Here is a 26,102-nt window from a genome sequence, read left to right as displayed (position 1 = left end):
GTTAGGTCACCGATGTCGACAGAGCGTGCCCCGAGTATGTTGAAGCGAACCAACGAACCACAGTTGATGAACACCCATGTGGTGATCAACGCCCGCTCGGGGCGCCGTGAAGGCACGGCCATCACCGATGCGCTCGAGGCCTGCGTCGCCAAGCATGGCGGTCGGGTGACCTTTCACGTCGACGAACGGGGCGGCTCGGTCGAGAAGCTGACCCGTCGGGCCCTGAACGCCGGGGCATCTGCCGTGATCGCGGCGGGGGGCGACGGCACCATCTGCGGCGTGGCGAACCGGATGGTCGGCTCGGGCGTGCCGCTGGGCGTGATCCCGATGGGGACGTTCAACTATTTCGCACGCTCGCTCGGCATCCCGGAAACGGCCGAGGATGCCGTGGCCGCGATCTGCGACGGCGAGGTGCGCCCGGCGGCCATCGGTCGGGTGAACGACAAGGTGTTTCTGAACAACACCTCGATCGGGGTCTATTCCGCGATCCTTCAGCAGCGTGAAGACACTTATAAGCAATTCGGACGCTCGCGCATCGCCGCCTATTGGTCGGTCCTGCGGGCGCTGGTGAAATTCTACGACCCGATGACGATGAAGATCGAAGTGGATGGCGAGCGGATGTCGGTGAAATCCCCGCTCGCCTTCGTCTGCAACTCGGCCTTCCAGCTTGAACGCTTCGCTCTGCAAGGGGCCGACGAGGTGCGCGAGGGCAAGCTGGCGCTGTTCCTTGCCGATGACGTCGGGCGCTGGGGGCTGGTGAAACACGCCGCCAAACTCGCCGCGCGCCGGATGCAGGAAGGGCGGGACTTCCGCCTCGTCACCGGGCGCGAGATCGTGATCGATCCGGGCAAGCACAAGCGGCTCGTCGTACGCGACGGCGAGAAGGAACCGATGCGCGGGCCCTATCGCATACGGCTGGACCAGCGCGGGCTGGACGTCATCCGCCCTAAGGCCGGCCCGCGTCCGGCATGAGCCGTCTCGTCCACCTGTCCGACCTTCACTTCGGGCGTGCGCGCCCCGAATTGCTCGCGCCGCTGTCCGATGCGATTAACGCCGCGCAGCCGGATCTGGTCGTGGTGTCGGGTGATCTGACACAACGCGCCCGGTCGCGGGAGTTCGCGGCGGCGCGGGAGTTTCTTGACGGTCTCGGTGCGCGCTGGCTGGCGGTGCCGGGCAATCACGACATTCCGCTTTATCAACCGTGGGACAGGTTTCTGAAGCCGTTCCGAAAATATCGCGAGAACATCGCGCTGGATCTGGAGCCCTGCCACGAGGGCGAGGATTACCTTGTCGCGGGTCTGAATACGGTGGATCGGTTCGCCGGGCAGCGGGGCCGGGCACGGGCGGGCGCGATCCGGCGGGTCTGTTCCCTGTTTGACGGTGGGCCGGACGACCGGTTCAACATCCTGATGGCCCATCACCCGTTCGAGCAGGATCATGCGAGCCACAAGACACCGATGAAACGGGCCGAGCCGATGCTGGAGCGGCTCAAGGCCTGCGGCACCCATGTGGTGCTGTCGGGGCATCTGCATATGTGGCACACCGGCCCGTTCCTGACGCGCCCCGGCCATGTCGGCCCGATTCAGGTTCATGCCGGCACGAGCCTGTCGAGCCGCCTGCGCGGCGAGGTGAACGATTTCGCCCTGCTCGACATGACCGGCGACCGGCTGACCGTTACGCGCATGGCGGTCGAGGCCGACGGCACCGATTTCACCGAGCGCACGCAGGCGCGGTTCAAGCGTCAGGGCGCCGGGCTGGTGCCGCTGGACGGGTCAGAAATCGACGGTGACGCCTTGCAGCTTTAGCTCTTTCATCAGGTCGCGCAGTTCCTGACGCGCGGCCACGTTCGAGATGTTCATCTGACCGACGACGCCCACGTCGCGCAGGTCGAGAAGCGTCAGGCCGCGCGGGAACAACTCGCGGAAGATCACCCGTTCGTTAAAGCCGGGCGCGGTGCGGAACCCGATCCGGCGCGACAGGTTCTTGAGCGCGTCGCCCATCTTTTTCTTGTTAATCATCGCCTGTGCCCCCAGCCGGTTGCGCACCACGATCCAGTCGATCGGCTTAAGACCCGCCTGCGCGCGAAGCTGGCGCGCGTTCCACACCATCTCGGCATAGACCGAGGGGCCGAGCACCTTGTTCGAGTCGCTGTCGATATGGGCGAGCAGGTCGAAATCGACGAAGCTGTCATTGAGCGGGGTGATGAGCGTGTCGGCCAGCGTATGCGCCACCTGACTTAGCCGGGTGTGGGAGCCGGGGCAGTCGATCAGGATGAAATCGCAGGTCGGCTCGATCTCGGCCACGGCTTGCGAGAGCCTGCGGTCATAGGGATTTTCGCCGGGCTTGAGGCTCGCCTGATCTATTTCGGGCAGTTCGTGGTAGACGGGCGAGGGCAGGTCCACGCCTTCCTTGGCGATGGTCGCGGCGCGGTTCGCCATGTAGCGGCCGAAGGTCCGTTGACGCAGGTCGAGGTCGAGAACGCCGACCTTGAAGCCCAGACGGGCCAGCGCGGTCGCCACGTGCATGGAAACGGTCGACTTGCCAGCCCCGCCCTTTTCGTTCCCCACAACGATGATATGCGCCACGCCCGGCCCCCGAAACTGTCCCGATGATGCGCCTGTGCCGACGCTTTGCCACACTATATGGTGGGAGGTCGGGATTTGGAAGCGGAACCGCCCTTGCCCTGACGCGACGAAGGCCATCCGCATCCGGCGGCGAAGCACCCGGCGAAGCGCATCGGCGCGTGATGGCGCGGGGGTGGGCCGGAGGGGTCCGCACAGTCTGTTTCCAAATCGCTCATAGGGAAATGTGGCAGGAATAAGGTAAGAACAAGGCGGGTTTGGGGGCAGATAATGGCGGTTTCGTCGCATTGCGACGGAATACTTGTCTGCGGACCGGGGGACCCATGAAGCTCGAACTCACCCATCAGCCTGCGACGGGCCTGACGGTGCGGTCAGAGCTGTTCGGCGGCAACACGCTTTATTCTCTCAACTCGCTCGACCCGGACGGCAGCTTCGTGCAAGCGGTCGATCAGCTTGGCGTCACCGGCCTGCGCTATCCCGGCGGGACGATGACGGAGGAGTGGGGGGCCGCGTTCTATGACGATCCCAACACGCTGCCCGCCCATGTGACCGATGCCTACAGCTTCATCGGGCTGGACGCCTTTCTCGACTGGACCACCGCGCAGGGCCGGGCGGCGACCATCGTGCTGCCGACGAGCCACCTGTTCGTCGGCGACCCCGTGGGGCAGGCGCCGCGCAGGCTCGACATGGCGGCGGTGGCCGAGATCGGGGAGTTCGTCGCGGACCTCGTCGCGCGCCACCCCGAGGCGGTGATCGACGGGTTCGAGATCGGGAACGAATACTGGGGCGCCGTGGATCGGGTGACCTCGCAGGAATACGGCATCCTCGCGAATGCCGTGGCGATTGCAGCGCAGGCCGGACTGGACAGGGTTCTGGGGGCGGGGGCCGATCAACCCGCAATCCTCGTCCAGTCCGGCCAACAATGGGGCCGCGATTTTAAGCTGGGCGGGGTCTATTACGGCAACGGGATGGATTGGCCCGCGAAGGTCACGCAGGCCAACATCGACGTGCTGGCCGAGCTCACCGACGCGGCGAAGGTGGCGATCGACGGGTTGATCGAGCACTACTATTTCGTCGAAACGACCGATCCCCTGAACATCGGGGACACCGCGCCGGAAAAGGCCGACCGTTACTTCCGCGAAATGCAGTGGGACATCCGTCAGTGGAGCGCGGCCTTCGATCCGGCGCGCCACGGGGTGCTGGACATCGCAGTGACGGAATGGGGCGTTGCGTGGGAAGCGCGCGAGCAATGGGGGCTGAAATCGGCGGGCGTCGTGCTGGAGATGTTCGAAGGGCTGGTGCGGATGGGGGCCAGCAGCGCGAATGTCTGGCCCATCGAACTGGACGGCTCGGTCGATTTCGCGGGCAGCCACACTGACCGGGACGGGGCCGATAGCGACAAGCTGACCGCGCGCGGGCAGGCGTTCCGGCTGATGGCGGAATACACCATCGGGCTGGAGGTGCTGGACAACGGGTTCAGCGCCGCGGATGCGGCGGTCCAGACGGTCGAGGTGAACAGCTACGGCAGCGCCGACCGCTTCGTCGTCTTCATCTCGTCGCGCGACGCGGCGACACAGGATGTCGAGTTGGATGTGTCGGCCTATGTGCCGGGGTTTTCGTCGATGTCCGGCCAGCGCATATCGCTCATCAACGACGCGGCCCACTGGAACGAGGCGCGGTGGTTTGCCGAAACCGACCCGCTGTCGGCGGGCGATCTGGGCAATTCCGCTGTCATCGACGTGACCCTGAAACCGTTCGAGGTGGTCATGGTCGAATACGTTCTGAACGCCGCTGCCGACCGCTTCGCCGCACCGGAATATATCTCGGGCGCCATGACCGCCGACCGGATTTACGGCACCGACGGCAGCGATGAGATCTGGGGCCGGGCCGGGCACGATTTCATCAACGCGGGCGGCGGCGACGACTGGGTGCAGGGCAACAAGGGCCGCGACAAGATTCTGACCGGGACCGGGGACGACTTCACCAAGGGGCGCAAAGGGCCGGACACGATCCTCGGCGGGCCGGGGGACGACGACCTGCGCGGCAATCGCGGGCATGACCAGATTTTCGGCGAGGCGGGCCACGATACCCTCAAGGGCGGGCGGGGCAACGACTGGCTTTACGGCGGGAGCGGGGATGACGTCATCATCGCGGGGCGCGGTGACGACGTTCTGGTCGGTGGACCCGGACACGACATTCTGAGCGGAAAGCAGGGTGCGGACCGCTTCGTGTTCAAGGGCGCGGGGTCGAACGTGGTCACGGATTACGACGCGGGCGAGGATACGCTCGACCTGTCCGAAACGGGTGCGCGCTATTCCGACCTTACCATCGTGAACACGACGGCACGGATCGACGGCGAGAGGACCACGGGCGCTCTCATCGACTACGGCGAAGGGACAGCGTTCCTCGTCGCAATCGACGCGCGCGACCTTGGTGCCGACGATTTCGTGTTCTGAGGATCACCGGGGCCTCTCTTCGTCCAGCCGGGCGGGGGCCACGGTGTGCGCAGGTCGGCGGGTGCGGCCGGCCTGCGCAATCACGCATGACCACCCTTGCCGCGCATGGCAAAAGGCCGGACAGTGGGCCACGATTGCCCCAGACTGCGTTTCGCGATGCCGATTGACCTGAACTTCACCCTCGACGTCATCACATGGGAAGCCGTCTCGGCGCTTTCGGGCCTGATGATCGCGGGTGTCGGTTTCGTCATCAGTCGCAACCTCAGGCGCCACGACCGGCACACGCAACGCTATGCGCTTTTGGGCGAATACCGGCGCGAAGTGACTGCGTTTTCCAAAGAGTACTTCGAAATCGTCGCCGATGTGCTTGCGGTGCGCGACAGCGTGGAAGACCCGGCACAGGTGCGCGCCGAACTCGAACGCCTCGCCACCCGGCTGTCGGGCATGGTGGATGCGGGGCGGTTTCTGTTTCCCAACGACACGAGCGGAGACAACGCGTTCGGCTTTGAAAAAGGCGATGCTTTCGCGGGCCGGCGACGCCCGGCGCTAGACGCGATCCTCGCCGCCTATCACGCGGTGAAGGCGATGAAGACCGAGGGCGACTATCGGCAGGAGAAGCTTGCCGAAGCTCTGGCCCAACTGAGGAAAACGGGCGAGCCGCTGTCCGAACCGATCCGGGCGAACGATCCGGTCTACCTGCTGATCCAGTCGCGCCGCTGCTACCTGAACGCCGTGGTGCCCGAGACGCAGCCGGACGAATGGCGGCGCATGTTCTCGGACATACTGGCCCCTGTGCTGCGGGCGACGAAATAGCCCAACGAAAAACGCCGCCCGTGTGGGGCGGCGTTTCCGATACGTCTTGCGGGCTGGCTCAGAAGCCGAGACCGGCGTACTTGTTCTTGAACTTCGACACGCGGCCGCCGGTGTCCATCAGGCGGGACGAGCCCCCGGTCCAGGCCGGGTGAACGGTGGGGTCGATGTCGAGCGACAGCGTGTCGCCCTCGGCGCCCCAGGTCGATTTCATCTGCACCACGGTGCCATCGGTCATCTTGACGTCGATGATGTGGTAGTCCGGATGGGTTTCCTTTTTCATCTCGTCTCTCCTCAGGCTTTCGCTTTGAGCGGCTTGTAGGTGGTGTCTTCCGCGATACGGGCCGATTTGCCGCGACGCGAACGGAGGTAGTAGAGCTTGGCGCGGCGGACTTTACCGCGACGCACCACTTCGATCGACTCGATGTTGGTCGAGTAGAGCGGGAACACGCGTTCCACGCCTTCGCCGAAGGAAATCTTGCGAACGGTGAACGAACCGGCAATGCCCGCGCCGTTCTTGCGCGAAATGCAGACGCCTTCGTAGGCCTGCACGCGGGTGCGCGTGCCTTCGGTCACCTTGTAGCCGACGCGGATGGTGTCACCCGCTTTGAAATCCGGAATGTCTTTCCCGAGCTCGGCAATCTGCTCGGCTTCCAGTTGTGCGATCAGGTCCATCGGACCACTCCTATACTGCTCACGGTTGACCCGCGAAGTTTGACGCGCCTCAGAGCTCCGTGTCTTCGACTGGGTCCGCTTGTCGCTTGCGCGAGCGCCCACCGGAGGGTTCAGGTCACTGTTCCTTTGGTCTCGTCGTCCGGCCGACCTGCCCACCGAAGAAGCGGGTGCCCTGGCATTGGACAACGGCCCGGATGCCCCGCGAGGGGCCCGGACGGGCAGCGTATAAGAGCAGAATCACTTTGGATCAAGGCTTTTGAACGCCTCAAATCCCTTTATTGCATGACGTCCGACCACTCCGGGTGGCGGGCGTATTGCGCTTTCACGAACGGGCAGAGCGGGATGATGCGGTAGCCGTACTCGCGGGCGTCGGCAATCAGTGCCTTGACCAGCGCCTGACCCACGCCTTGCCCCTTAAGCGCGTCGGGAACCCCGGTGTGATCGGCGATGATGAGGGTGGCGCTGGTGCGCGAATAGGTCAGTTCCGCCTCGTGCCCGTCGACCACGGCGACGAAGCGCCCCTTGGTCTCGCCCTGTTCCTTGGTGACGTCGATGCTCATTCGGTCGTAAACCCCGCGCGTGTGTGGCTGCCGTCGCAGAATGGCTTGTTGGCTGATTGTCCGCAGCGGCACAGAAACATCTTTTCGCCGACCGCGACCTGACGGCCCGAGGCCGCGATGACCTCCACATGCCCCTCGATCTTCACCGGGCCATTGGGCAGCGGTGTGACGGTCAGATCGCCGCCGATCTCGGTTTCCTGCGCGTCCTGCGTTTCGGGTTCGCTGGTCGCCGTGAACCCGGCGGAGACGTGGGAATTATCGCAGAAGGGTTTGTTTTTCGACTGTCCGCAGCGACACAAGAGCATCCGGGTCGTCGGCGCCTCGTCGATCCACAGATCACCGCGCAACTCGTTCGGCCCGTTCTCCCACAGGCGCACCGTATTGACGGGCGGGACCTGTTCGCCCATGCCGCCGTCGTGGCGCGTGTAGCTGAGCGCACCGGAGGGGCAGGCGTCGATCACGCGCGCGATCTCGGCGGCGCGGGCGTTCTCGGGGAACAGCCAGCCGCCCGGCGTGCCGGGTTTGAACACGGCGGGCAGACCCAGCACACAGCGGCGCGCGTGGATGCATGTCGATCCGTCGAACTGGATGGTGATCTCGTCGCTCTTGGCGCGGGACATGGGCGCTCCTGCCTGTGCGGTCGGGTCGAGCCTAGCCGGGCAAGGGGGGTGGCGACAAGCGTGCGCTTGGTCAGTCGTCGCGGTAGCGCGCCCAAAGGTCGGGGCGACGGTCACGGGTCAGGGCCTCGGACTGCGCGCGGCGCCATTTCTCGATCTCGCCGTGGTTGCCGGACATGAGCACCGGCGGGATCGCGCGCCCGCGCCATTCGGCGGGCCGGGTGTATTGCGGATGCTCCAGAAGGCCCGAGGAATGGCTTTCTTCTTCGGTCGAGGCGGCGTTGCCGAGCACACCGGGTAAAAGCCGCACGGTCGCGTCGATCATCGCCTGCGCCGCGATTTCGCCCCCGGTCAGAACGAAGTCGCCCAGGCTCACCTCTTCGATCGCATATTCTTCGAGCACGCGTTCGTCCACGCCTTCGAACCGGCCACAGAGCAGGGTGATCCCGTCGCCCGCCGCCCAACGGCGCGCGGTGGCCTGATCGAACAGTCGCCCGCGCGGGGACAGGTAGACGATGGGCCAGCGGGCGCGGTCCATCGGCGTGCCTTCGCGCGCCCGGTCGAGCGCCTGTGACACCACATCCGCCCGCAGCACCATCCCGGCGCCGCCGCCCGCCGGTGTGTCATCCACGTTGCGGTGCTTGCCCTCGCCGAACTCGCGCAGCGCGATGGTCTCCAGCCCCCACTTGCGCTCGGCCAGCGCACGGCCCGTCAGGCTTTCGCCCAGCACGCCGGGGAAAGCCTCGGGAAACAGCGTGATGACCCGCGCGCGCCAGTTGCCCACGAGGTCGGGGTTGTCCTCCATCAGCGAGCGGGGGCGCAGGGTGGGGCGTACGGCCAGCCGACCGTGGGATTTGGGCGGGTTTGTCATGGCCGCGCTCATAGCGCGGGGCGCACGGCTTGGGAAGTCGCCAGCGTGAAGGGTCCGTCGATGGCGCGTGGCTGAAATCAGGGCCATGGTCGGAAGCGCCCGGCACTACGGCGCACCGATGGCGTCGGTCAGAGGGTCTTGCGACGCATCTGCCGTTCAGGCGGATATCCGGTCGCGTCGCTGCCGGGCGATCTCTTCATAGCCTTCGCCGGGAAACGCCGCGTTCAGTTCGTCCAGCCAGACGGGATCGGGAAGTTGCGCGTTCGGCGCGCCCTCGTCGATGAGTGTGGCGAGAAGGCTGCGCGCCTCGGAGCGGACGCCGGGGTCGCTGGCGTTCAGCATCAGCATCGGCGCGATGCCGCCTTCGCCACGTTCGACGAGCTTACGCCGGATATAGGGGCTGGCCACGAACCGCAGGAGGCCGAGATCGACCCGGCGATCCTCGACCCCGTCGACCATGCCCGCCGCGTCGTAGAACGGGTCGAAACCGGCGACGTCGGCTTGCTGTTCCAGATCCTGAACGATGGGGTCGATCATCGCGACGTTGGCATTGGCGGGCAAGCCCCTGAGCGCCGCGACCGTCTGATCGACGGCGGCCTGAACGTCCGGTGACGGTTCCGGGTGAACCTCGGCCCAGTCCGACGCCCGTCCGTCGTTCATGGCTTCGAGCTCTTCGATGGCGCTGTCGAGAAAGACGTTCATTTCGGCATTTTCGGAATACCGCAGCGCCCCGACGACGGCGGCGAGGGCGGTCATCAGGATGGGCAGCCACAGCGGGGCGGCGAGCGGGCCTGCGAACCGCGCGACGAGCGCCCCGCCCCCGAAACAGACGGTGACCAGCACGAACTGCACCGCCGCCATGATCGCAAGGCCCGCGATCCCGGCGGGGTCGCTCAGGTCCGGGCGGCGGCTTGCGGCGATGAAAAACAGGAAGGCGAGGGCAAAGACGGGCAGGGTGGCCAGCGGATGCCCGGCCCAGCCCGACAGGATCGGACCCGCGTAAAGCGGCACGAAGACGAGGGCGAGGCCCGCGCGACTGTATGGCCCGAACGACAGTTGCCTCTCTCCCTCGTGTCTGGCCCGCACCCCCGATCCGTCGAAGCCGACGGGCGCATGGCATACGGTGCGGGTCGCCTTTGTCAGTTACCGGAGTGCCCGGCGTCGATCAGCGCCGCCTTGGCCTGTCTCAATGCGGATTTGGACATCGCCTGCCGGTTGAGGTCAAGGAAGGAGGCCTGAATTTCGGGCGTCTGTCCTTCGTTCGCGCGTGCGACAGGGGTCAGGCGGGCGCGCAGGTCACCCGGCACACGCGCGAGATCGAGAAGCGCGCCCGCTGGGCCTTCGGCGGTGTGGCCCCAGTCCTCCAACGCGGCGATGGCGACGGGGATCGGGGCGAGCGCGCCCGCCATGCGCTGCGCCTCTTCGGCGGGCGAGGCGAGGGCGGGGAAATGGCCACGGAAAGTCTCGAAATCCTCGGTCAGCCGGATCGAGCGGAGCAGGTGGCCGTAGACCGACCTGATCCACGCCTCACGCGCGCGGGTGGTGTAGAAAAACGTGATCTCGACACTCTCGCCAAAGCGGCGGCGCAATTCGGCGACGATCGCATGGGCGAGTTTCAGCGACGGCCCGAAATAGGATGTCATCAGGGCACCGCCGACCTGATGGTGGCCCGGCATTCCGCCCGAGAACGTCTCGCGCGAGAGCACGATCAACTCGTGATCCGGTATGGATTTCAGGAACTTGCGCAGCGACCGCCGAAACCGGGCAAGCCGCCACGGATAGGGGCGCTGGGCATAGATGCGGGCGTCGGCCCCGGCGCCGAGAAACTCCATCTTGCCGTAATAGGCCAAGACGGGGGCGAGCGTTTCGCGGTTCGCCGCCATGAAATCCTGCAAGCTCGTCGTGCCGGTCTTGTGATACCCGGCATGGACGATGACGCGCGTCATTCCGGGAACGTCCCCTCCGGCGGGTCGATCACGATGCGGCCTGCCGTCAGGTCCACGGTCGGCACGTTGGCGCGGGTGAAGGGCACCAGTGCCGGTGTCTTGAGCCCCGGTCCCGCGACTTCGATCAGGTCGCCCGCGCCGTGGTTGTGGACCGCACTGACGCGCCCGACCTCGGCCCCGCCGGTATCGAGCACGGTCAGGCCGATCAGGTCGGCATGGTAGAATTCGTCATCCGGCAACGACGGCAACGCGTCACGGTCGGCATAGAGCCGCACGCCTTTCAGGGCATCGGCCTGTTCCTTGGTGGTGATCCCGTCGACATCCGCCGCGAAGCCGGTCTTGATCGACCGGGTCAGGGACAGGGTAAAACTGCGCGCCCCGTCTTCGGTCCAAAGCGTCCCGTAGGTTTCGATATCCTCGGGCTCGGCGCAGAAAGACTTCACGCGCACCTCGCCACCGACCCCGAAAGATCCGGCGAACGCGCCGACGCAGATGCGATCCTCGCTCACGGTCCAAGGCTCCCTTGCTCACGAAAAAGGCGCGGGGCCATGTAACCCCGCGCCCTGATATGTTCCAAGCGAAACCGGAGCTTACTCCGTGGTTTCCTCGGCAGCGGCCTCTTCGGCCGGCTCTTCGGCGGGCGCAGCGGCAGCGGCGGCCTTTTCGGCCTTCTCTTCAGCGCGTTCCTGAGCTTTCTTGCCCGGCACGGCCTTGTTCGGGTTGTTGCGCTCTTTCTTTTCGAGCACGCCGGCGGCTTCGAGCATACGGGCCACGCGGTCGGTCGGCTGGGCGCCCTTGTCGAGCCAGGCTTTGACGGCGTCGAGGTCCATCTTCACGCGCTCTTCCGAATCCTTCGGCAGCAGCGGGTTGTAGGTGCCCAGCTTCTCGATGAAGCGGCCGTCACGCGCCATGCGCGAGTCGGCGGCGACGATGCGGTAGAAGGGGCGTTTCTTGGTGCCGCCACGGGCGAGGCGAATTTTCATAGCCATGATGAGTGTCTCCTGAGATTAGCTATGGAAGGGGCTCAAGCCCCTGATTCCTGATGTTTTTCGTGGTGGTGAATGACTTCCTGAATGATGAAGTTCAGAAAAGCCTTGGCGAATTCAGGGTCGAGGTCGGCCTGAACCGCCAGATCTTCGAGACGCGCGATCTGGGTCGCTTCGCGCGACGGATCGGACGGGGGAAGGTCGTGCTGGGCCTTGAGTTTCCCCACGGCCTGCGTGTGTTTGAACCGCTCGCCCAGCGTGTAGACGAGGATCGCGTCGAGACGGTCGATCGAAGCGCGGTGTTCTTTCAGAACCTCGGCCGCGCGGGCGGTCACGTCGGTGGTCATGTCGGTCTCCAACTGGCTCATGCGTAAGCCTCCATCCCGCCGTCGCCGCCCATCGGCGCGTGACGGTAGACGCGGCAGTCGTCGTTGACGGCGGCCTCGGCCACAGCATCGCGGAAGGCCCCGAGTTTTTCGGCCAGTCGGGCCGAGCGGTCGTTGCCATGTGCGACGTAGGAGACGAGGCGCTCCAGCGCCAAGGCCCCCAGCGCATGGTCGCGCGCGGCCTGAGCCGCCTCGGTCGCGAAGCCGTGGCCTTCGGCCTCATCGGTCAGGAAAAAGCCAAGCTCTGGCTCCTGATCGCCCGGCTCCATGTTGACCAGAACGAAGCCGGCAACGGCGCCCGTGTCCTTGCGGATCACGGTCCAAAGGCCATGGCCGCGCAGCAGCCATCCGGCCACGGTGCAGGTGAAATCGAGGTAAGCGTCTTCGCGGCTCATCGGTCCGTGCATGTGCAGGGCGCGCTCGGACCCCATGATCGCGGCATAGGTCGCGAAATCGTCGAGCATCGGCGCGCGCAGCGTCAGGCGCGGGGTGTCGAGCACGGGCAGCATCGCCTGCAGCCGGTCCGCGAAGATCGCGGCCGGGCCAGAGGCGGGCAGTTCCCATGGCTGACACACGCCGTCCGTCATCCGCGCACGGCCCCGACAGAGCGCGCACGCACGGGACACGGGGCAGACACGCTGCCCGCCGTCAGCGCGAACACGATATGCTGGATGAAGCTGGTCATCTTATTTCTTCTTTCCAAAACCGGACAGGTCCGACGGCATCTGCATGCCGCCCATATTCCCCATGCCGGGAAAACCGCCCGCAGCGCCCTTCTGGGCGAGCATCTTGGCGGCTTCGTCGAGTTTCTTGGGATCTTGGAACTCGGTCGGGTCCACGTCCTTGCCGAACATGGATTTCATCGCGTTCTTCAGCATCCCGCCTTTGCCCATCTTGCCGAGCTTCTTCATCATGTCGGCCATCTGGCGGTGCATCTTGAGCAGTTTGTTGAGGTCCGCGACCTCCATCCCCGCGCCCGCAGCGATCCGCTTTTTGCGGCTGGCCTGAAGGATCTGGGGATTGCGGCGCTCGTGCTTGGTCATCGAGTTGATGAGCGCGATGTGACGGCGCAGCATCTTGTCGTCGAGCCCCGCGGCGGTCAGGCCCTTGGCCGCTTTGCCCATGCCGGGGAGCATCCCCATCACGTTCTCCATGCCGCCCATTTTTATCATCTGCTCGAACTGGCTTTTCAGGTCGTTCATCGAGAACTGACCCTTGGCCATCCGGCGCATCATTTTTTCGGCCTGCTCGGCCTCGATGGTTTCCTGCGCCTTTTCCACGAGGGCCACGATGTCGCCCATGCCGAGGATGCGGCCCGCGATCCGGTCCGGCTCGAAGGTTTCGAGCGCGTCCAGCTTCTCACCCACACCGACGAAGCGAATGGGCTTGCCCGTCACGGCGCGCATCGACAGCGCCGCCCCGCCGCGCCCGTCACCGTCCATCCGGGTCAGGACCACGCCGGAGATGCCGACCTTGGCGTCGAACTCTTCCGCGACTTCCACGGCGACTTGACCGGTCAGACCATCGACGACGAGAAGCGTTTCACGCGGGTTCACCGCTTTGGACACATCCTCGACTTCCTGCATCAGGACTTCGTCGATCTGAAGACGACCGGCGGTGTCGAGCAGGTAGACGTCATAGCCACCCATCGTGGCCTGCTGCTTGGCGCGCTTGGCGATGTCGACAGGCTTCTGCCCCTCGACGATCGGAAGCACGTCGACGCCGATCTGGCCCCCCAGCACTTCAAGCTGGTGCATGGCCGCCGGGCGGTAGACGTCGAGCGAGGCCATGAGGACGCGCTTGTTCTCGCGCTCCTTGAGGCGTTTGGCGAGTTTGCCGGTGGTGGTCGTCTTGCCGCCGCCTTGAAGGCCGACCATGAGGATCGGCGCGGGCGCGTTGTCGATCTTGAGCTTGCCGGGGTCTTCCGCGCCGGTGAGTACCGAGACCAGTTCGTCGTGCACGATCTTGACGACCTGCTGGCCCGGCGTGACCGACTTGGTTACGGCCTGCCCGGTGGCCTTGTCCTGCACCGCCTTGACGAAGTCGCGCGCCACGGGGAGCGAGACGTCGGCTTCGAGCAGCGCGACCCGCACCTCGCGCAAGGCGGTTTTGACGTCATCTTCCGACAGCGCACCTTGTTTCGTCAGCCGGTCGAAGACACCGGACAGGCGATCTGAAAGGCTCTCAAACATTGCGGCTCCTTTCGCCGTATTCCGTTTGCTCCCCAGATAGGGGCGGGTGCGCTCGAACTCAAACCAGTAGCGCCCCCGTGGGCGCAACGCGCTGACGGAGGGCGATCCCGGCATAAGCCATGGGACCGGAAGCTTTCGACTTCCGGAAGTTGATGCGGGCAATAAGCGCGCCGCACCACCGAGTCAAGCCTGCACCCGGCTTGTGCCTGCCCGACTGCCCTTCTCTGTTTCAAAAAACCTCGGGGAGGTCTGGAGGGATCGACAGTGTCGCGCCATTGGTCCGAGCGACAATGGCGATGCCCCTCCAGCGGGTCGACGCGGGCGTCAGCCCGCGGCGAAATCGAGAATGCCTTCGCACTTGCACAGGTCGGGGCCTCATGCGCTGATTGGATCATGGACAGGGGCGTCATCTACGTGGCCACGGGGGCCGACTACCGCGATCTTGCGGTCGCCTCTGCGCGGTCCCTGCGTGTGGTCGAACCCGATCTGGCGGTGGACCTGTTCACCGATGCGCCCGAGGCGGTGCCGGAGGGGCTGTTCGACGCCGTGCATCGCATCACCGATCCGCACGACCGCTCGAAACTCGACTGCATGGCCCTGACCCGGTTCGACCGCACGCTGTTTCTGGACTGCGACACGCTGGTGGTGAACCCGCTGGGCGATCTGTGGGACGTTCTCGACCGTTTCGATCTGGCGCTCGCCCATGACGTGCGGCGCAGGTCGGACCTGATCCGGGCGGGCCATGCGGTGACGACGCCTTATGCCTTTCCGCAGCTCAATTCCGGCGTCATGCTCTATCGCCGGTCCAAGGCGATGCGCGCCTTTCTGGCCGAGTGGGTGCGGCGCTACGTGGCGGCGGGCACCTATCGCGACCAGCCGGTGCTGAAAGACCTGCTGTGGGAATCGGACCTGCGGTTCTACGTTCTGCCGCCCGAGTTCAACCTGCGCCGCGTAACCATGCTCGACGCGTGGGAGCCGCTGGATGCGCGCCCCACGATCCTCCATTCGCACCGGTTCATGGACCACATGCGCCATGGCGGCGACCGGATTTCCGACGTGATGGCGCTGATGGATGCCGAGCGTGCGGCGCACGAGGCCGAGTGGGATGCGGCGGGCGGGCGCGACGATCACCCGATCCGGCGGTTCGATCCGAAAGACGACTAGCGCACACCGAGCCAGTCGTTGATCGTCTCCGCGACGGCCTGCTTGTCGCCCGAGGAATAGATCTGGCTGATCGGGTGACGACCCGCCGACTGTCCTTCGTCGATGACGAGCGTGACGCGGGCGGTGTCGGACAGCTCTTCGACGATGGCGCGGGCCACCTCCGTCAGATCATGGCGCACGCGCTTGGTGCCGAAGACGGACTTGTTGCGCAATTCGACCCAGCCTTCGGGGCGGTGGAACACGGCCTGCGCGCGACGCACGAAGGCCCCGAAGCCGATGCCGCCGCAGACCACGCCCAGCAGGATCACGGTGACCCCCTTGAGCGTATCGCCTGCCGACAGGATCGCGATGCCGAAGACGAGGAACCCGAGGATGAAGGCGATCAGGCCGAGGCTCATCCACACGGGCCGGTATTCGACGATGAGCAGATCGGGGGTGTTCTCGGTCACTTTCATCGGGCCAGCCAGTCGTTGATCGCCCGCGCGACGCGGTCCGGTGTCGGGCCGGACAGGAAGGCGCGGGTGAGTTGGTGGTGCCGGTCGCCTACGACCAGCGCCGTGCGCCGGATCGCTGGACCGTCGTGGGAGCGGATGGTGTCGACCACCGCCCGCTCGACCCCGTGCAGAGGCAGGGTCCGGCGCGAGAGGCCCGCGTCGTCGCACCAGAGGATGTCGGCCATGCCCGTGGTCCGGTCCAGCGTCACCGTCGTGTGGGCGAGAAAATCGTAATGGACGAGAAGTGCGAGGACGAGGGCGAGCGCAAGGGGCACCGCCGCCCAGACCGACCCGTGCCGTGCAAGGTCCACCCCGACCGCAAGCGCCACGCCCGCGAGGGCCGCGAGCATCAGCATCAGGCTGTGCGGGCGGTGTTCGATCACCAGCCGGTCCGGTCGGTTCACCGCAATTCTCATTCCACCCCCAGCCAAGCGTTGATCGCGTCCTTGCACCGCTGGTGCCCGGGTCCGTTGGAATAGGCAAGGGTGATCGGGTGGTGTCCCGCGCTTTCGCCCTCGGGGATCACGAGAACCACACGCCACGTGTTCGACGTGCCGGCACTGCGCAGAATGTCGAGTTCGGCGTGGGACACCTCGGACAAGCCGTGGCGCACCGTTTCGGTCGAAAAGACGGATTTGCGGCGGAGTTCGATCCAGCCCTCGGGGCGGTGGAACACCACCTGAACCCGCCGCACGAAAAGGGCGTATCCGATCAGGCCGAGCCCGCCGCCGAAGCCACCGAAGATCAGCCCCGCCCAGATCCCTTCGGAGACGAGGAAAAAGCCGACGGCGACGAAAGCGAGGATGAACAGGATCAGCATGACCGCGAAGACCAGCGGCCGGTCGTCGATGACGAGCAGATCAGGGGTGTCGGTGGTGACTTTCACTGTGCCCCCAGCCACTCGTTGATCGCACGGGCCGCCCGTTCGTGGCCCGAGCCCGAGGAATAGGCGAAGGTGATCGGGTGAAGGCCTGCGCTTTCACCGGTGTCGAACACAAGCGTCACGCGGTAGGTCGTGCCACCCTCGGACGACCGATTGCGCTCCACGATGGCGCGGGAGACATCGCGCAGGTCGTGGCGGACTTTGAGTGCGCGAAAGACGTTCTTGCGGCGAAACTCGACGTAGCGGTCCGGGCGGTGGAACACCACCTGAACCCGCCGCACGAAAATCGCGAAGAAGAGCAGCCCATGCCGCCGCCCGGGCCCGCGAAGACCAGCCCCCACCATTCGCCGGCAGCGAGGATACCCAGACCCGCACCGAGAAAGACCAGCGTAAAGACGATCAGCATGAACGCGATGAACACGGGCCGGTCTTCGACGATCAGGAGGTCCGGGGTGTGGGTGATGACTTTCATGGCTCCGCGCGGCTGACATGCGAAAGCTACCGCCTTGGCGCGAAGGGGAAGGGCGTCGTCCTCGGTGGGTCGTGATGGGTCGGGCAACGGACCGCCGCGAAAACCCGACCTTGCCTCTCTCCACATCCCGTGCTTCCTTCTGCCCCAAGTGTTCACATGCGCACAGGAGGCGACATGCAGGATTGGGACGGGCTGCGCACCGCCTTCGAAGTCGTGCGGCACGGGACGGTCTCGGGTGCCGCGCAGGCGCTGGGCGTCCACCATGCGACGGTGATCCGCCACATCGACGCGCTCGAGGCGCGATTGGGGGTGAAGCTGTTTCAGCGTCACGCACGGGGCTACACGCCGACCGAGGCGGGCGAGGATCTGGCGCGGGTCGCGCAGGCCACGGACGATCAGTTCGCCCAGCTTTCGGCGCGGCTGTCGGGGCAGGGCAGCGCCGTGCAGGGCGAGCTGGTGGTGACCACGCTCGCCTCGTTCACCCGGCGGCTGATGCCGGTTCTGGCCGAGTTTCAGGCCCAGCACCCGAGCGTGACGCTGGTCTATCGCACCGGCCCCCGGATTTTCCGTCTGGAATACGGTGAGGCGCATGTGGCGATCCGGGCGGGCAGCCCGCCCAAGGAACTCGACAATGTGGTGCAGGAACTGGCGACGCTGAAAACCGCGCTTTATGCCGCGCCGTCCTATGTCGAACGGCGGGGGATGCCGACCGAGGCGGACCTCGTCACCCATGATTTCGTGGGTGCCGATGATGAACAGACCCGCGCGCCGGGGCTGCGCTGGATGTCGGCCAACATCCCGCGCGACCGAGTCGTGTTCCGGGCCATCGACGATCTGTCGCTTTACGAGGCTCTGCGCGCGGGCGTCGGCCTTGGGTTCTCGCCCGTGGCCGAGGCCGGGCCGGACCTTGTGCAGGTCTTGCCGCCGCGCGACGAATGGTCGGCGAAGCTTTGGCTCGTCACCCATGTGGACCTGCACCGCACGGCCAAGGTTCAGGCGCTGACCCAGCACCTCAAGGCCAGCCTCAAGGATTGCGAATGAGCGAGCGGTTCGGCGGGGCCGAGGCGGTCAAGGGCCATGGGGCCATGCTTGCCTTTTCGATGCTGGTGGGCGGGTCGTTCACGCTTGGCTCGCTTACGGCGAACCTGATCGACCCGGTGGCCTACATGGCGCTGCGCTTCGCGATCGCGGCGGTGATCCTTGGCGTGATCGGGGTTGCGACCGGGGCGATCCGGCTGCGCGATGCACGGGCGCCGTGGCGCTGGCTGGTGCTGGGCGCCGTGTTCGGCAGCTATTTCGCGCTGATGTTCGAGGGGCTCAAGACGGCGATGCCGGTGGCGGCCTCGGCGGTGTTCACGCTGGTGCCCGTCATGACGGCGGCGTTTTCGTGGCTGCTCTTGCGGCAGGTCACCACGCGCCGGATCGCGTTGGCCCTGACCGTGGGCGCGGTGGGGGCGCTCTGGGTCATTTTCCGGGGCGACCCGGCGCGGCTGGCCGCGTTCCAGATCGGGCGGGGCGAGGTGATCTATTTCATCGGCTGTATCTCACATGCCCTCTACGTGCCGCTGATGCGCAAGCTCAGTCGGGGGGAGAGCGCGATTGCCGCGTCGTTCTGGGTGCTGTCGGCCGGGTTTCTCGTGCTCGCGGGATACAGTGCGCGCGACCTTGTCAGCGTCGATTTCGGGGCGATGCCGCCGATCTTCTGGGTCGCGCTCGCCTATCTGGCGATCGGGGCGTCGGCGATGACCTTCGTGCTTCTGAACTTCGCGACCATGCGTCTGCCCGGCGCCAAGGTCATGGCCTATACCTATCTCACGCCCGGCTGGGTGATCCTGTGGGAGTTGGCGTTCGGGCACGGGTTGCCGGACCTCTGGACGCTGCTTGGCCTGCTCATCACCGCCGTCGCGATCCTGATGCTTCTCAAACACGAAGCCTGAGGGTCAGCGCCGCCGCCATCGGTCTCGGATCGACAGGACGGCGGCGTAACCGGCGAGTTCCAGCCGCGCGGGCCCTTCGATCATGTGGCCGTCCAGCGTGCCCTCGAACCCGGCCGCGCCTTCCCAGACCGTCAGGCCTCCGGGCAAGGGGATTTCCTGATCGTCGGTCAGGGGCGTCACGAAGGTCTCGAAACCGAGATCGGGCACCTGCACCGACCATTGGACCGGGTAGTCGGCCCCCGTGGCCGGGCTGCGCCAGAACCGGACCGGAACGGCATCGTGGCCCTGCGGCAGGGCGATGGGCTGACCCCGGTCGAAGAGCACGGTCGAGGCGGCCCGAGTCGTGCCCGTGGGGCGGTCGTGATGGCGGCTGAGCATCAGGTGCCAGTCGGGCCCCAGCGAAAGCGCGAACCAGTCCCAGCCCAACAGCGCCTTGCCGCGCGGGGCATCGGCCAGCATCCAGCCCTCCAGCGCACCCCATTGCCGGTCGAACCACAGGCTTCCCGTGACGCTTTCATGCCCGATCCGGCCTGAAAGCGGGAGCGCGGGGGCGCATTGGTAGTGAAAGCCCGCAGCGTGACCCGCCGAGAGGCCCGCCGCATCTTCGTGCATGACCTCGTCGGGCATCGGCACTTGCGCCTCGAGGCCGCTCCCCGCGCCGGTCGGCAGGGTCAGGCGCAGAAGACCCCGCATCGGATCATGCGCGAGGAGGAGGCCGCCGCCGCTTGCCGCGAAGGGATCGGTGCCGAAGCGGACACCCTTGGGGTCGACCGTGAGCGCCGGGTGGCGGAGCGTGAGGGTCGCGTTGTCCTTGCGGTGACGCCAGAGGGCGAGTTGCATGAGGCCGGGCACCCAGTTCGGCACGCAGGATTTCGCGACCTCGGCGGCGATCCGGTCTTCGATTGCGAGGATGCCGGGCGTCACGCGGGCCTGGGCTTGGGTCTTGCCCGTCACCTCGTCCAGCACATGCGTCAGGACGACCGAGCCCTCGGTGCCGCCGATCTCGGCGCGAAACAGGGCGAACATGAACCGCAGGCGGGTGGTTTCACCCGTGACATGGCCCTGACCGAACCACCATTCCAGCTCGGCCCCCGCAACCGGGGCGAGCCGGAGGGGGCCCGTGCGCAGCGGCGCGCCGGTCTGGGTCGGTCCATCCATATTCGGATATTTCCCCGCCAACCCGTCGCGTGCAAGCGCGTTCAGCGGAAGCGGGCGGGGTCGCAGGCGCCGACGATGTCGGGCGGCACCTCGGGCGCGGTGCCTGTGACGAGCGCGGCGAGCAGGCGCCCGGCGGCCGGGGCGGTCTGAAAGCCGTAGCCGCCTTGCCCCGCCATCCAGTAGAAATCGGGCGCCGCCGGATCGGCCCCGATCACAAGCTGACGGTCGGGCGAGAAGGTGCGCAGCCCGGCCCAGTTGGCGAGCATGCGCGTGACCTCGCCCGTGATATGCTCTTCGAAGTGCATGAGCCCTTCTGCCAGCACCATGTCGTCGGCCCATGCGTCCATCGGGTCGCTCGGGTCCTCCTCGGACGGCGAGACGATCAGGGCGCCCGCGTCGGGCTTGGCATACCAATCCTCGTTGGCGCCGATCAGCATGGGCCAGTCGCGGGCGTCGGTGCCGCCGGGCACGTCGATGCGTGCCATGGAGCGGCGCAGCGGCCTGATCCCGATGGGGGCGAGGCCCGCCTGTTCCGCGACCCGGTCGGCCCAGGGTCCGGCGGCATTGACCAGTGTGCGGGCGCGGTAGGTGACCTCGCCCGCCTCGACCTCCCACCCGTCGCCCCTGCGGATCGCCGTCACCGGGGCGCGGGTCACGACCTGACCGTTCGCGCGCACCCGTTTGGCATAGAGTTGCAGGAGCGCATCCGTGTCGATGTCCCAGGCCTCTTCCCGGTGGGCGGCGCAGGTGATGACCGCCGGGTCGAGGATCGGCACGAAGGACAGGGCGTCGGCGACCGGGATCGGCGAGAGCGACAGGTCGGCGGCGATATGGGCGAGCTTTTCCTCTTCCCCCGCGCGCCCGACGGCCATGACGCCGCGCGGGCTGGTCAGACCGGTGTCGTGCAGGTCGCGGGCCGAGGCGAGGCTCAGGGCCTTGACCGAGGGTGCGCCGTAGGTCGGGATGAAGATCGCCGCCGAGCGCGACGAAGCGTGGTAGCCCAGCACATCCTCGGCTTCGAGTAGGGTGACGGTGCCGTGCGCGGCGAGGTGGGCGCCTGCGGTGAGGCCGGCGATGCCGCCGCCGATGATGAGAAAGTCGTCCATGGCGCGACGCTGACATGGCGGGTTGCCAATGAAAAGGCCCCGCAGGTTTCCCTGCGGGGCCGGGCCGGTGCTCTGACAGGGACGCGAGGGTCAGAAGCGCGGGCCGAAGTCGTCAGCGGTGATCGCGCCATCGCCGGAGCGGTCGCGGCGCTGGAACCAGTCGGCGGTGGCGTCGGTGAATTCGGCGAGCGACAAGAGGCCGTCGCCGTCCGCGTCCATGGCGGCGTGATCCTGCGGCTGCTGGCCGTGACCCATCCGGCCCTGACCGCCATGCTGGCCCATCATCTTGCCCTGGCGCTGACCCATGCCGTCATGCTGGCCCATGCCTTCATGCTGACCCATGCGCGGACCCTTCCCCTGACGGCCTTCGGCGTGCTGCCCGGCCCGCATCGTCCGGCGCATCCCGTCGCTGGCGGTGTCCATCGCGGTCAGCTCGTCCGCGTCGAGCGAGCCGCTTTCATCCGCGTCGAAGGTCGCGAAGGTCTCGGCACGGTGCTGGATCGCCTCGGCCAGCGTGACGCGACCATCGCCGTTCGCATCCCATTGGTCGAGGAAGCCCTGACCCCGGGCATCCGCAAGGGCGGGGAGGGCGAGTGCGGTTGCGATCGCGGTGGTGAGAAGTGTGGTGCGAAGCTTTGTCATTTCTGTCTCCTATGCGTTCGATCTGAAACATATACGGCTAGGCGAATGTGTTCCGTCGGACCTGCGACCGCCTGCCGCAGAAGTGGCACCGCATCGCAAAAGAAAAGGCCCCGCCGAAGCAGGGCCTTTCCGGTCGGACTGTCGCCCGGATCAGTTCGGGATCTCGCCTTCGATACCTTCGACGTAGAAGTTCATGCCCGCGAGCGTGCCGTCGTCGGCGGTTTCGCCCTCGCCCAGCCATGCCGAACCGTCCTGCTTGTTGAGCGGGCCGGTGAACGGGTGGTATTCGCCCGCGCCGATGGCGTCGCGCAGGGCTTCGGCTTCGGCTTTCACCTCGGCCGGAACCGCGTCGGTGATTTCACCGATGCCGACCATGCCCGGTCCGATCCCGTCCCAGGTGTTCGTCGATTCCCACGTGCCGTCCATGACCGCCTTCACGCGCTCGATGTAATAGGGCGCCCAGTTGTCGATGATCGACGAGACGCGCGGCATCGGGGCATATTCGGACATGTCCGAGGCCTGACCGAAGGTGTAGACGTTGCCCGCCTCCTGCGCGGCGGCCTGCGGGGCCGTCGAGTCGGTGTGCTGGAGGATCACGTCAGCGCCTTGCTCGATCAGCGCCTTGGCGGCGTCGGCCTCTTTCGCCGGGTCGAACCAGGTGTAGGCCCAGACGATCTTGAACTGGACATCCGGGTTCACCTTCTTGGCGTGGATGTAGGCCGAGTTGATGCCACGGATGACTTCCGGGATCGGGAAGGAACCGATGTAGCCGATGATGTTACTCTCGGTCAGGTTGCCCGCGATGTGGCCCTGAACCGCGCGGCCTTCGTAGAAGCGGGCCGAATAGACCGACACGTTGTCGGCGGTCTTGTAGCCGGTGGCGTGCTCGAACTTCACATCCGGAAACTTCTCGGCCACCGCGATGGTCGGGTCCATGTAGCCGAAGGACGTGGTGAAGATGATGTCCGCACCCGAGAGCGCCATCTGGGTGATCGCGCGTTCGGCGTCGGCCCCTTCGGGCACGTTTTCCTGATAGACGGTTTCGACCATGTCGCCGAACTCTTCCTCGACCGCGAGGCGGCCCTGATCGTGTTCGTAGGTCCAGCCGCCGTCGCCGACGGGGCCGACGTAGATGAAGCCGGCCTTGACCGGTTCGCCATGGCTTTCGGCTTGTGCCATGCCCGCCAGTCCGACCGCGAGCGCGGCTCCGGCGAGTAGTTTGGTGACAGTTTTCATGTCAGTCTCCCTTGTTGGATTCCTGTTGGTTCGGGTCCGGATCGCGCGGGTCGAGTTTGGTTTCCGCCTCGAGCAGCGCGGTCGTTACGATGGCCGCCGGGACCGCGAAGATCCCGAGACCGATGAAGAGCATTATGGTGGTCATGATCCGGCCACCCCCCGTGATGGGGAACATATCGCCGTAGCCCACGGTGGTGAAGCTGACCACCGACCACCATAGGGCGGCCGGGATCGACGAAAAGACCTCGGGCTGGACCGGGTTTTCGAACACGTAGATGCCGACCGCCGAGATGTAGAGCAGAAGGGTCGAGACGACGCCCCAGACGACGAGTTCGGATTTCACCTGACTGAAGGCGCGAAGCAGACGGTTCAGCGCAGGGGCCGTGTTGAACAGCTTGATGAGCCGCAGAAGCCGGATGAGCCGCAACACGCGGATCGCCTGAAACGCGGGGATGAACATCAGAAGGGCCGGAAGCCATGCCAGAAGGTCGATGACACCCCAAAAGCTGAACACGTAGCGTGACGGTCTGGTGGCGGCATAAAGGCGCAGGAAATACTCGGCTGCGAAGACGAGGACGATGAACACCTCGAACGAGATGAGCAGCCTGCGCGTGCCCGGTGCGAGCCCCGGCAGGGTTTCGACCGCGATGGCGATGGCCGACAGAACCACGAGCACGTCCATCGCAAGCGCGACCCGCCCCCCGATCCGCGCATGCGTCCCGTCCAGAATTTCCAAGATCTCGGTGCGTGACACTCATCCCTCAGACCGTTGGGCCTCGCCTTCGCCGGGGCCGTCAATGCGACGCATGGAACACCCGACCGAGTGAGCCCGGAGCCCCGTGATTGCCCCGGACGGAGATTATGACCAGCACGAGAATGGTCACAAGGTAGGGGCTCATCGACAGGTACTCGACGGGAATGGTCGAACCGGCTGCCTGCAAATTGAGCTGTAGCACGGTGATGCCGCCGAACAAATAGGCGCCGAGCAGAATGCGCCAAGGCCGCCACGAGGCGAAGACGACGATGGCGAGCGCGATCCAGCCTGCGCCCGAGGTCATGCCCTCGACCCATTGCGGGACCCGCACGAGGGAGACGTAAGCGCCGCCCAAGCCCGCCATGGCACCACCGAAGGCGATGGCCATGAAACGCACGCGCACGACCTTGTAGCCGAGGGCGTGCGCGGCGGAGTGGTTCTCGCCCACCGCGCGCAGGACGAGGCCCGCACGGGTGTAGGTGAGCAGATACCAGACGGCGGCGACGAGAAGGAGCGAGACGTAGACCATCGGGTCGTGGCGAAAGAGGATCGGGCCCAGGACCGGGATGTCCGACAGGATCGGAATGTCGAGCTTGGAGAAGCCCGGCGCCTTGATCCCGACATAGGGTTTGCCGATGAGCGACGAGAGCCCAAGGCCGAAGAGGGTCAGGCCGAGGCCGGTCGCCACCTGATTGGACAGAAGCACCTGCGTGATGACCGCGAAGATCATCGACAGCGCCGCGCCCGCGACTGCGGCGGTCGCGAAGCCTGCCCAACTGGAGCCGGTGTTGACGCCGATGGCGAAGCCGACGACGGCGCCGGTAATCATCATGCCCTCGACGCCCAGGTTCAGGACGCCCGCCTTTTCGACCACCATCTCGCCCAGTGCGGCGAGCAGGATCGGGGTCGAGGCCACCATGAGCGAGGCGATGAGAAGGATCGGGTTGATCGAGCCGAAATCCATATGCGCCTCCTAGCAAGCGGTGCGGGCGTGCGCCCGCGCTGTGGGAGCCGCGCCTTTGGGCGCGGCGGATTCCGGGGCGCTGCCCCGGACCCCGGGATATTTCGAGACCGGAAAGACCCTCATTTCGCGACCTCCGGCGTGCCGATACGGATGCGGTAGTTGGCGAAGACGTCCATCGCGAGCAGGAAGAATAGGAGCATCCCTTGGAAGAGCTGGATCGCGGCGGCGGGCATGCCGAGCATGAGTTGGGCGAGTTCCCCGCCGATATAGGTGAGCGCCATGAGAAGCCCCGCGAGCAGGATGCCGATGGGGTTCAGGCGACCCAAGAAGGCCACGATGATCGCGGTGAAACCGTAGCCCGAGTTGAAGTCGATCGAGATCTGGCCTGCGGGGCCGGTGACCTCGAACAGGCCCGCGAGACCCGCGAGCGCGCCTGCGGTGCCGAGGCAGAAGATGATGAGGCGCGTGGGCGAGACGCCTGCGAAGCGCGCCGCGCGAGGGGCTTCGCCGGCGAGCCGGATCGCGAAGCCCATTTTGTGCCGCGACATGAGGACATAGGCGAGGATCACCGCGATGAAGGCGGCGACGACGCCCCAGTGCATCCCCGTGTTCTCGATGATTTCGGTGTTGGAGGCCGCCGGAAAGTCGCGGCGGAAGTTGCGCGAGCCGGGAAAGCCCATGCCGTCGGGGTTCCTGAGTAGGCCGGAGGAGACCGAGGCCAAGATGTTCTCGGCCACGTAGACCAACATCAGAGAGACGAGGATTTCGTTGGTGCCGAAGCGGGTTTTGAGAATGGCCGGGATCATGGCCCAGGCCCAGCCGCCGAGGGCGCCGGCGAGCACCATCAGGGGAAAGAGCAGGGGGCTTTCGGACGGGTAGAGGGCGAGGCCCGCGCCCGCGCCGACCACCGCGCCCATGATGTATTGCCCTTCCGCGCCGATGTTCCAGATGCCTGCCCGGAACCCCAAAGCGAGGCCGGTGGCGATCAGGATCAGGGGGCCCGCCTTCACCAGAAGCTGGGGCCGGGAATAGGGGCCAAATTGCGGATCAAAGAGCGGATCCCAGAAGATCGTGCGGATCGCCTCCAGCGGGTTCGCGCCCAGAATGGCGAACATGATGCCGCCCGCGATCATCGTCGCCACCACCGCCATGAGCGGGGTCAGGGCGGAGAAGAGCCGTGAGGGGGCGGGGCGTTTTTCGAGGCGGATCAG

At 66.2% G+C, this 26,102-nt stretch carries 31 protein-coding genes; 7 read left to right on the top strand and 24 right to left on the bottom strand.

Annotation, left to right across the window (positions count from 1 at the left end; genetic code table 11):
* Nucleotides 1–36 precede the first annotated feature (36 nt).
* Both HOY44_RS05260 and HOY44_RS05255 read left to right on the top strand, forming a co-directional pair.
* Entirely contained in the window at nt 37–972 is a 936-nt protein-coding gene (locus HOY44_RS05260; RefSeq protein WP_287433483.1) for a diacylglycerol/lipid kinase family protein, read from the top strand.
* Nucleotides 969–1,805 (top strand): metallophosphoesterase family protein, encoded by an 837-nt coding sequence (locus tag HOY44_RS05255; RefSeq protein WP_287433481.1) that lies wholly within the window; start codon nt 969–971, stop codon nt 1,803–1,805. Before HOY44_RS05260 ends, HOY44_RS05255 begins: the two co-directional genes overlap by 4 nt.
* Here the strand turns inward: HOY44_RS05255 and HOY44_RS05250 are convergent.
* On the bottom strand, nt 1,773–2,585 hold the full coding sequence (locus tag HOY44_RS05250) for a division plane positioning ATPase MipZ (RefSeq protein WP_287433479.1): 813 nt from the start codon (nt 2,583–2,585) through the stop codon (nt 1,773–1,775). The genes HOY44_RS05255 and HOY44_RS05250 overlap by 33 nt on opposite strands.
* A 320-nt stretch (nt 2,586–2,905) precedes the next feature.
* On the opposite strand from HOY44_RS05250, the gene HOY44_RS05245 reads away from it, so the two are divergent.
* Together HOY44_RS05245 and HOY44_RS05240 are read left to right on the top strand one after the other, a co-directional pair.
* A complete protein-coding gene (locus tag HOY44_RS05245; protein ID WP_287433478.1) occupies nt 2,906–5,038 on the top strand; it encodes a calcium-binding protein in 2,133 nt (710 codons plus the stop codon).
* Between the two features lie 156 nt (nt 5,039–5,194).
* Nucleotides 5,195–5,851, top strand: coding sequence for a hypothetical protein (locus HOY44_RS05240; protein ID WP_287433477.1), 657 nt, complete (start codon nt 5,195–5,197; stop codon nt 5,849–5,851).
* Between the two features lie 58 nt (nt 5,852–5,909).
* On the opposite strand, the gene rpmE is transcribed toward HOY44_RS05240, so the two are convergent.
* The 12 genes from rpmE to ffh all read right to left on the bottom strand — a co-directional run bounded on the left by rpmE (nt 5,910) and on the right by ffh (nt 14,081).
* Nucleotides 5,910–6,131 carry a 50S ribosomal protein L31 gene (rpmE, locus tag HOY44_RS05235; RefSeq protein WP_008334405.1) on the bottom strand — a complete coding sequence of 74 codons (222 nt, stop codon included), beginning with the start codon at nt 6,129–6,131 and terminating at the stop codon, nt 5,910–5,912.
* 11 nt (nt 6,132–6,142) lie between these two features.
* Entirely contained in the window at nt 6,143–6,523 is a 381-nt protein-coding gene (gene rplS / locus HOY44_RS05230; protein WP_008334407.1) for a 50S ribosomal protein L19, read from the bottom strand.
* A gap of 275 nt (nt 6,524–6,798) precedes the next feature.
* Nucleotides 6,799–7,083, bottom strand: a complete 285-nt coding sequence (locus HOY44_RS05225) for a GNAT family N-acetyltransferase (protein ID WP_287433475.1) — start codon at nt 7,081–7,083, stop codon at nt 6,799–6,801.
* A complete protein-coding gene (locus tag HOY44_RS05220) occupies nt 7,080–7,703 on the bottom strand; it encodes a CDGSH iron-sulfur domain-containing protein (RefSeq protein WP_287433474.1) in 624 nt (207 codons plus the stop codon). Before HOY44_RS05220 ends, HOY44_RS05225 begins: the two co-directional genes overlap by 4 nt.
* Nucleotides 7,704–7,773: 70 nt before the next feature.
* Nucleotides 7,774–8,571, bottom strand: a complete 798-nt coding sequence (gene trmD / locus HOY44_RS05215; RefSeq protein WP_287433473.1) for a tRNA (guanosine(37)-N1)-methyltransferase TrmD — start codon at nt 8,569–8,571, stop codon at nt 7,774–7,776.
* A 156-nt stretch (nt 8,572–8,727) separates the two neighbouring features.
* On the bottom strand, nt 8,728–9,657 hold the full coding sequence (locus HOY44_RS05210) for a hypothetical protein (RefSeq protein WP_287433471.1): 930 nt from the start codon (nt 9,655–9,657) through the stop codon (nt 8,728–8,730).
* 53 nt (nt 9,658–9,710) lie between these two features.
* The gene (locus HOY44_RS05205) at nt 9,711–10,517 is read right to left on the bottom strand and encodes a hypothetical protein (RefSeq protein WP_287433470.1); all 807 of its coding nucleotides are present in this window, start codon (nt 10,515–10,517) and stop codon (nt 9,711–9,713) included.
* Nucleotides 10,514–11,026, bottom strand: a complete 513-nt coding sequence (gene rimM / locus HOY44_RS05200; RefSeq protein WP_138421659.1) for a ribosome maturation factor RimM — start codon at nt 11,024–11,026, stop codon at nt 10,514–10,516. The genes HOY44_RS05205 and rimM overlap by 4 nt, the downstream gene beginning before the upstream one ends.
* A gap of 81 nt (nt 11,027–11,107) precedes the next feature.
* Entirely contained in the window at nt 11,108–11,506 is a 399-nt protein-coding gene (gene rpsP, locus HOY44_RS05195) for a 30S ribosomal protein S16 (RefSeq protein WP_287433468.1), read from the bottom strand.
* Between the two features lie 35 nt (nt 11,507–11,541).
* On the bottom strand, nt 11,542–11,871 hold the full coding sequence (locus HOY44_RS05190; protein ID WP_407943647.1) for a chorismate mutase: 330 nt from the start codon (nt 11,869–11,871) through the stop codon (nt 11,542–11,544).
* Complete coding sequence (locus HOY44_RS05185; RefSeq protein ID WP_287433467.1) at nt 11,868–12,476, bottom strand: GNAT family N-acetyltransferase; 609 nt, start codon at nt 12,474–12,476, stop codon at nt 11,868–11,870. The genes HOY44_RS05190 and HOY44_RS05185 overlap by 4 nt, the downstream gene beginning before the upstream one ends.
* Before the next feature lie 99 nt (nt 12,477–12,575).
* Nucleotides 12,576–14,081, bottom strand: coding sequence for a signal recognition particle protein (gene ffh, locus HOY44_RS05180; protein ID WP_287433466.1), 1,506 nt, complete (start codon nt 14,079–14,081; stop codon nt 12,576–12,578).
* A 393-nt stretch (nt 14,082–14,474) separates the two neighbouring features.
* Here ffh and HOY44_RS05175 point away from each other — a divergent pair, with 393 nt between their 5' ends.
* Nucleotides 14,475–15,245 carry a putative nucleotide-diphospho-sugar transferase gene (locus tag HOY44_RS05175; protein WP_287433465.1) on the top strand — a complete coding sequence of 257 codons (771 nt, stop codon included), beginning with the start codon at nt 14,475–14,477 and terminating at the stop codon, nt 15,243–15,245.
* On the opposite strand, the gene HOY44_RS05170 is transcribed toward HOY44_RS05175, so the two are convergent.
* From HOY44_RS05170 to HOY44_RS05155, 4 genes are read right to left on the bottom strand one after another with little or no spacing between them, the layout of a single operon-like run.
* Nucleotides 15,242–15,700, bottom strand: coding sequence for a hypothetical protein (locus HOY44_RS05170; protein ID WP_287433463.1), 459 nt, complete (start codon nt 15,698–15,700; stop codon nt 15,242–15,244). The genes HOY44_RS05175 and HOY44_RS05170 overlap by 4 nt on opposite strands.
* Entirely contained in the window at nt 15,697–16,143 is a 447-nt protein-coding gene (locus HOY44_RS05165) for a hypothetical protein (protein WP_287433461.1), read from the bottom strand. Before HOY44_RS05165 ends, HOY44_RS05170 begins: the two co-directional genes overlap by 4 nt.
* An 8-nt stretch (nt 16,144–16,151) precedes the next feature.
* The gene (locus HOY44_RS05160) at nt 16,152–16,625 is read right to left on the bottom strand and encodes a hypothetical protein (RefSeq protein WP_287433459.1); all 474 of its coding nucleotides are present in this window, start codon (nt 16,623–16,625) and stop codon (nt 16,152–16,154) included.
* Entirely contained in the window at nt 16,622–16,966 is a 345-nt protein-coding gene (locus HOY44_RS05155) for a hypothetical protein (RefSeq protein ID WP_287433458.1), read from the bottom strand. Before HOY44_RS05155 ends, HOY44_RS05160 begins: the two co-directional genes overlap by 4 nt.
* Nucleotides 16,967–17,268: 302 nt before the next feature.
* On the opposite strand from HOY44_RS05155, the gene HOY44_RS05150 reads away from it, so the two are divergent.
* Together HOY44_RS05150 and HOY44_RS05145 are read left to right on the top strand one after the other, a co-directional pair.
* The gene (locus HOY44_RS05150; protein WP_008334440.1) at nt 17,269–18,135 is read left to right on the top strand and encodes a LysR family transcriptional regulator; all 867 of its coding nucleotides are present in this window, start codon (nt 17,269–17,271) and stop codon (nt 18,133–18,135) included.
* Nucleotides 18,132–19,031 (top strand): DMT family transporter, encoded by a 900-nt coding sequence (locus tag HOY44_RS05145; RefSeq protein WP_287433456.1) that lies wholly within the window; start codon nt 18,132–18,134, stop codon nt 19,029–19,031. Before HOY44_RS05150 ends, HOY44_RS05145 begins: the two co-directional genes overlap by 4 nt.
* Before the next feature lie 3 nt (nt 19,032–19,034).
* Here HOY44_RS05145 and HOY44_RS05140 read toward each other — a convergent pair whose 3' ends face one another.
* From HOY44_RS05140 to HOY44_RS05110, 7 genes are all read right to left on the bottom strand, one after another.
* Nucleotides 19,035–20,189 (bottom strand): lipocalin-like domain-containing protein, encoded by a 1,155-nt coding sequence (locus HOY44_RS05140; RefSeq protein ID WP_287433455.1) that lies wholly within the window; start codon nt 20,187–20,189, stop codon nt 19,035–19,037.
* A 41-nt stretch (nt 20,190–20,230) separates the two neighbouring features.
* Nucleotides 20,231–21,295: an NAD(P)/FAD-dependent oxidoreductase gene (locus tag HOY44_RS05135; protein ID WP_287433453.1), complete on the bottom strand. Its 1,065-nt coding sequence runs from the start codon at nt 21,293–21,295 to the stop codon at nt 20,231–20,233.
* Nucleotides 21,296–21,385: 90 nt separating this feature from the next.
* A complete protein-coding gene (locus tag HOY44_RS05130) occupies nt 21,386–21,937 on the bottom strand; it encodes an EF-hand domain-containing protein (protein ID WP_287433451.1) in 552 nt (183 codons plus the stop codon).
* Nucleotides 21,938–22,087: 150 nt separating this feature from the next.
* The gene (locus HOY44_RS05125; protein WP_008334445.1) at nt 22,088–23,173 is read right to left on the bottom strand and encodes a BMP family ABC transporter substrate-binding protein; all 1,086 of its coding nucleotides are present in this window, start codon (nt 23,171–23,173) and stop codon (nt 22,088–22,090) included.
* 1 nt (nt 23,174) lies between these two features.
* Complete coding sequence (locus HOY44_RS05120) at nt 23,175–23,927, bottom strand: ion transporter (RefSeq protein WP_287433449.1); 753 nt, start codon at nt 23,925–23,927, stop codon at nt 23,175–23,177.
* A 40-nt stretch (nt 23,928–23,967) separates the two neighbouring features.
* A complete protein-coding gene (locus tag HOY44_RS05115) occupies nt 23,968–24,891 on the bottom strand; it encodes an ABC transporter permease (RefSeq protein ID WP_008334450.1) in 924 nt (307 codons plus the stop codon).
* Nucleotides 24,892–25,010: 119 nt separating this feature from the next.
* Entirely contained in the window at nt 25,011–26,102 is a 1,092-nt protein-coding gene (locus HOY44_RS05110; RefSeq protein ID WP_040885823.1) for an ABC transporter permease, read from the bottom strand.

The organism is Maritimibacter sp., from assembly GCF_016774595.1.
Taxonomy (GTDB): Bacteria; Pseudomonadota; Alphaproteobacteria; order Rhodobacterales; family Rhodobacteraceae; genus Maritimibacter; species Maritimibacter alkaliphilus.
This window is presented reverse-complemented; position numbering and strand designations above follow the sequence as displayed.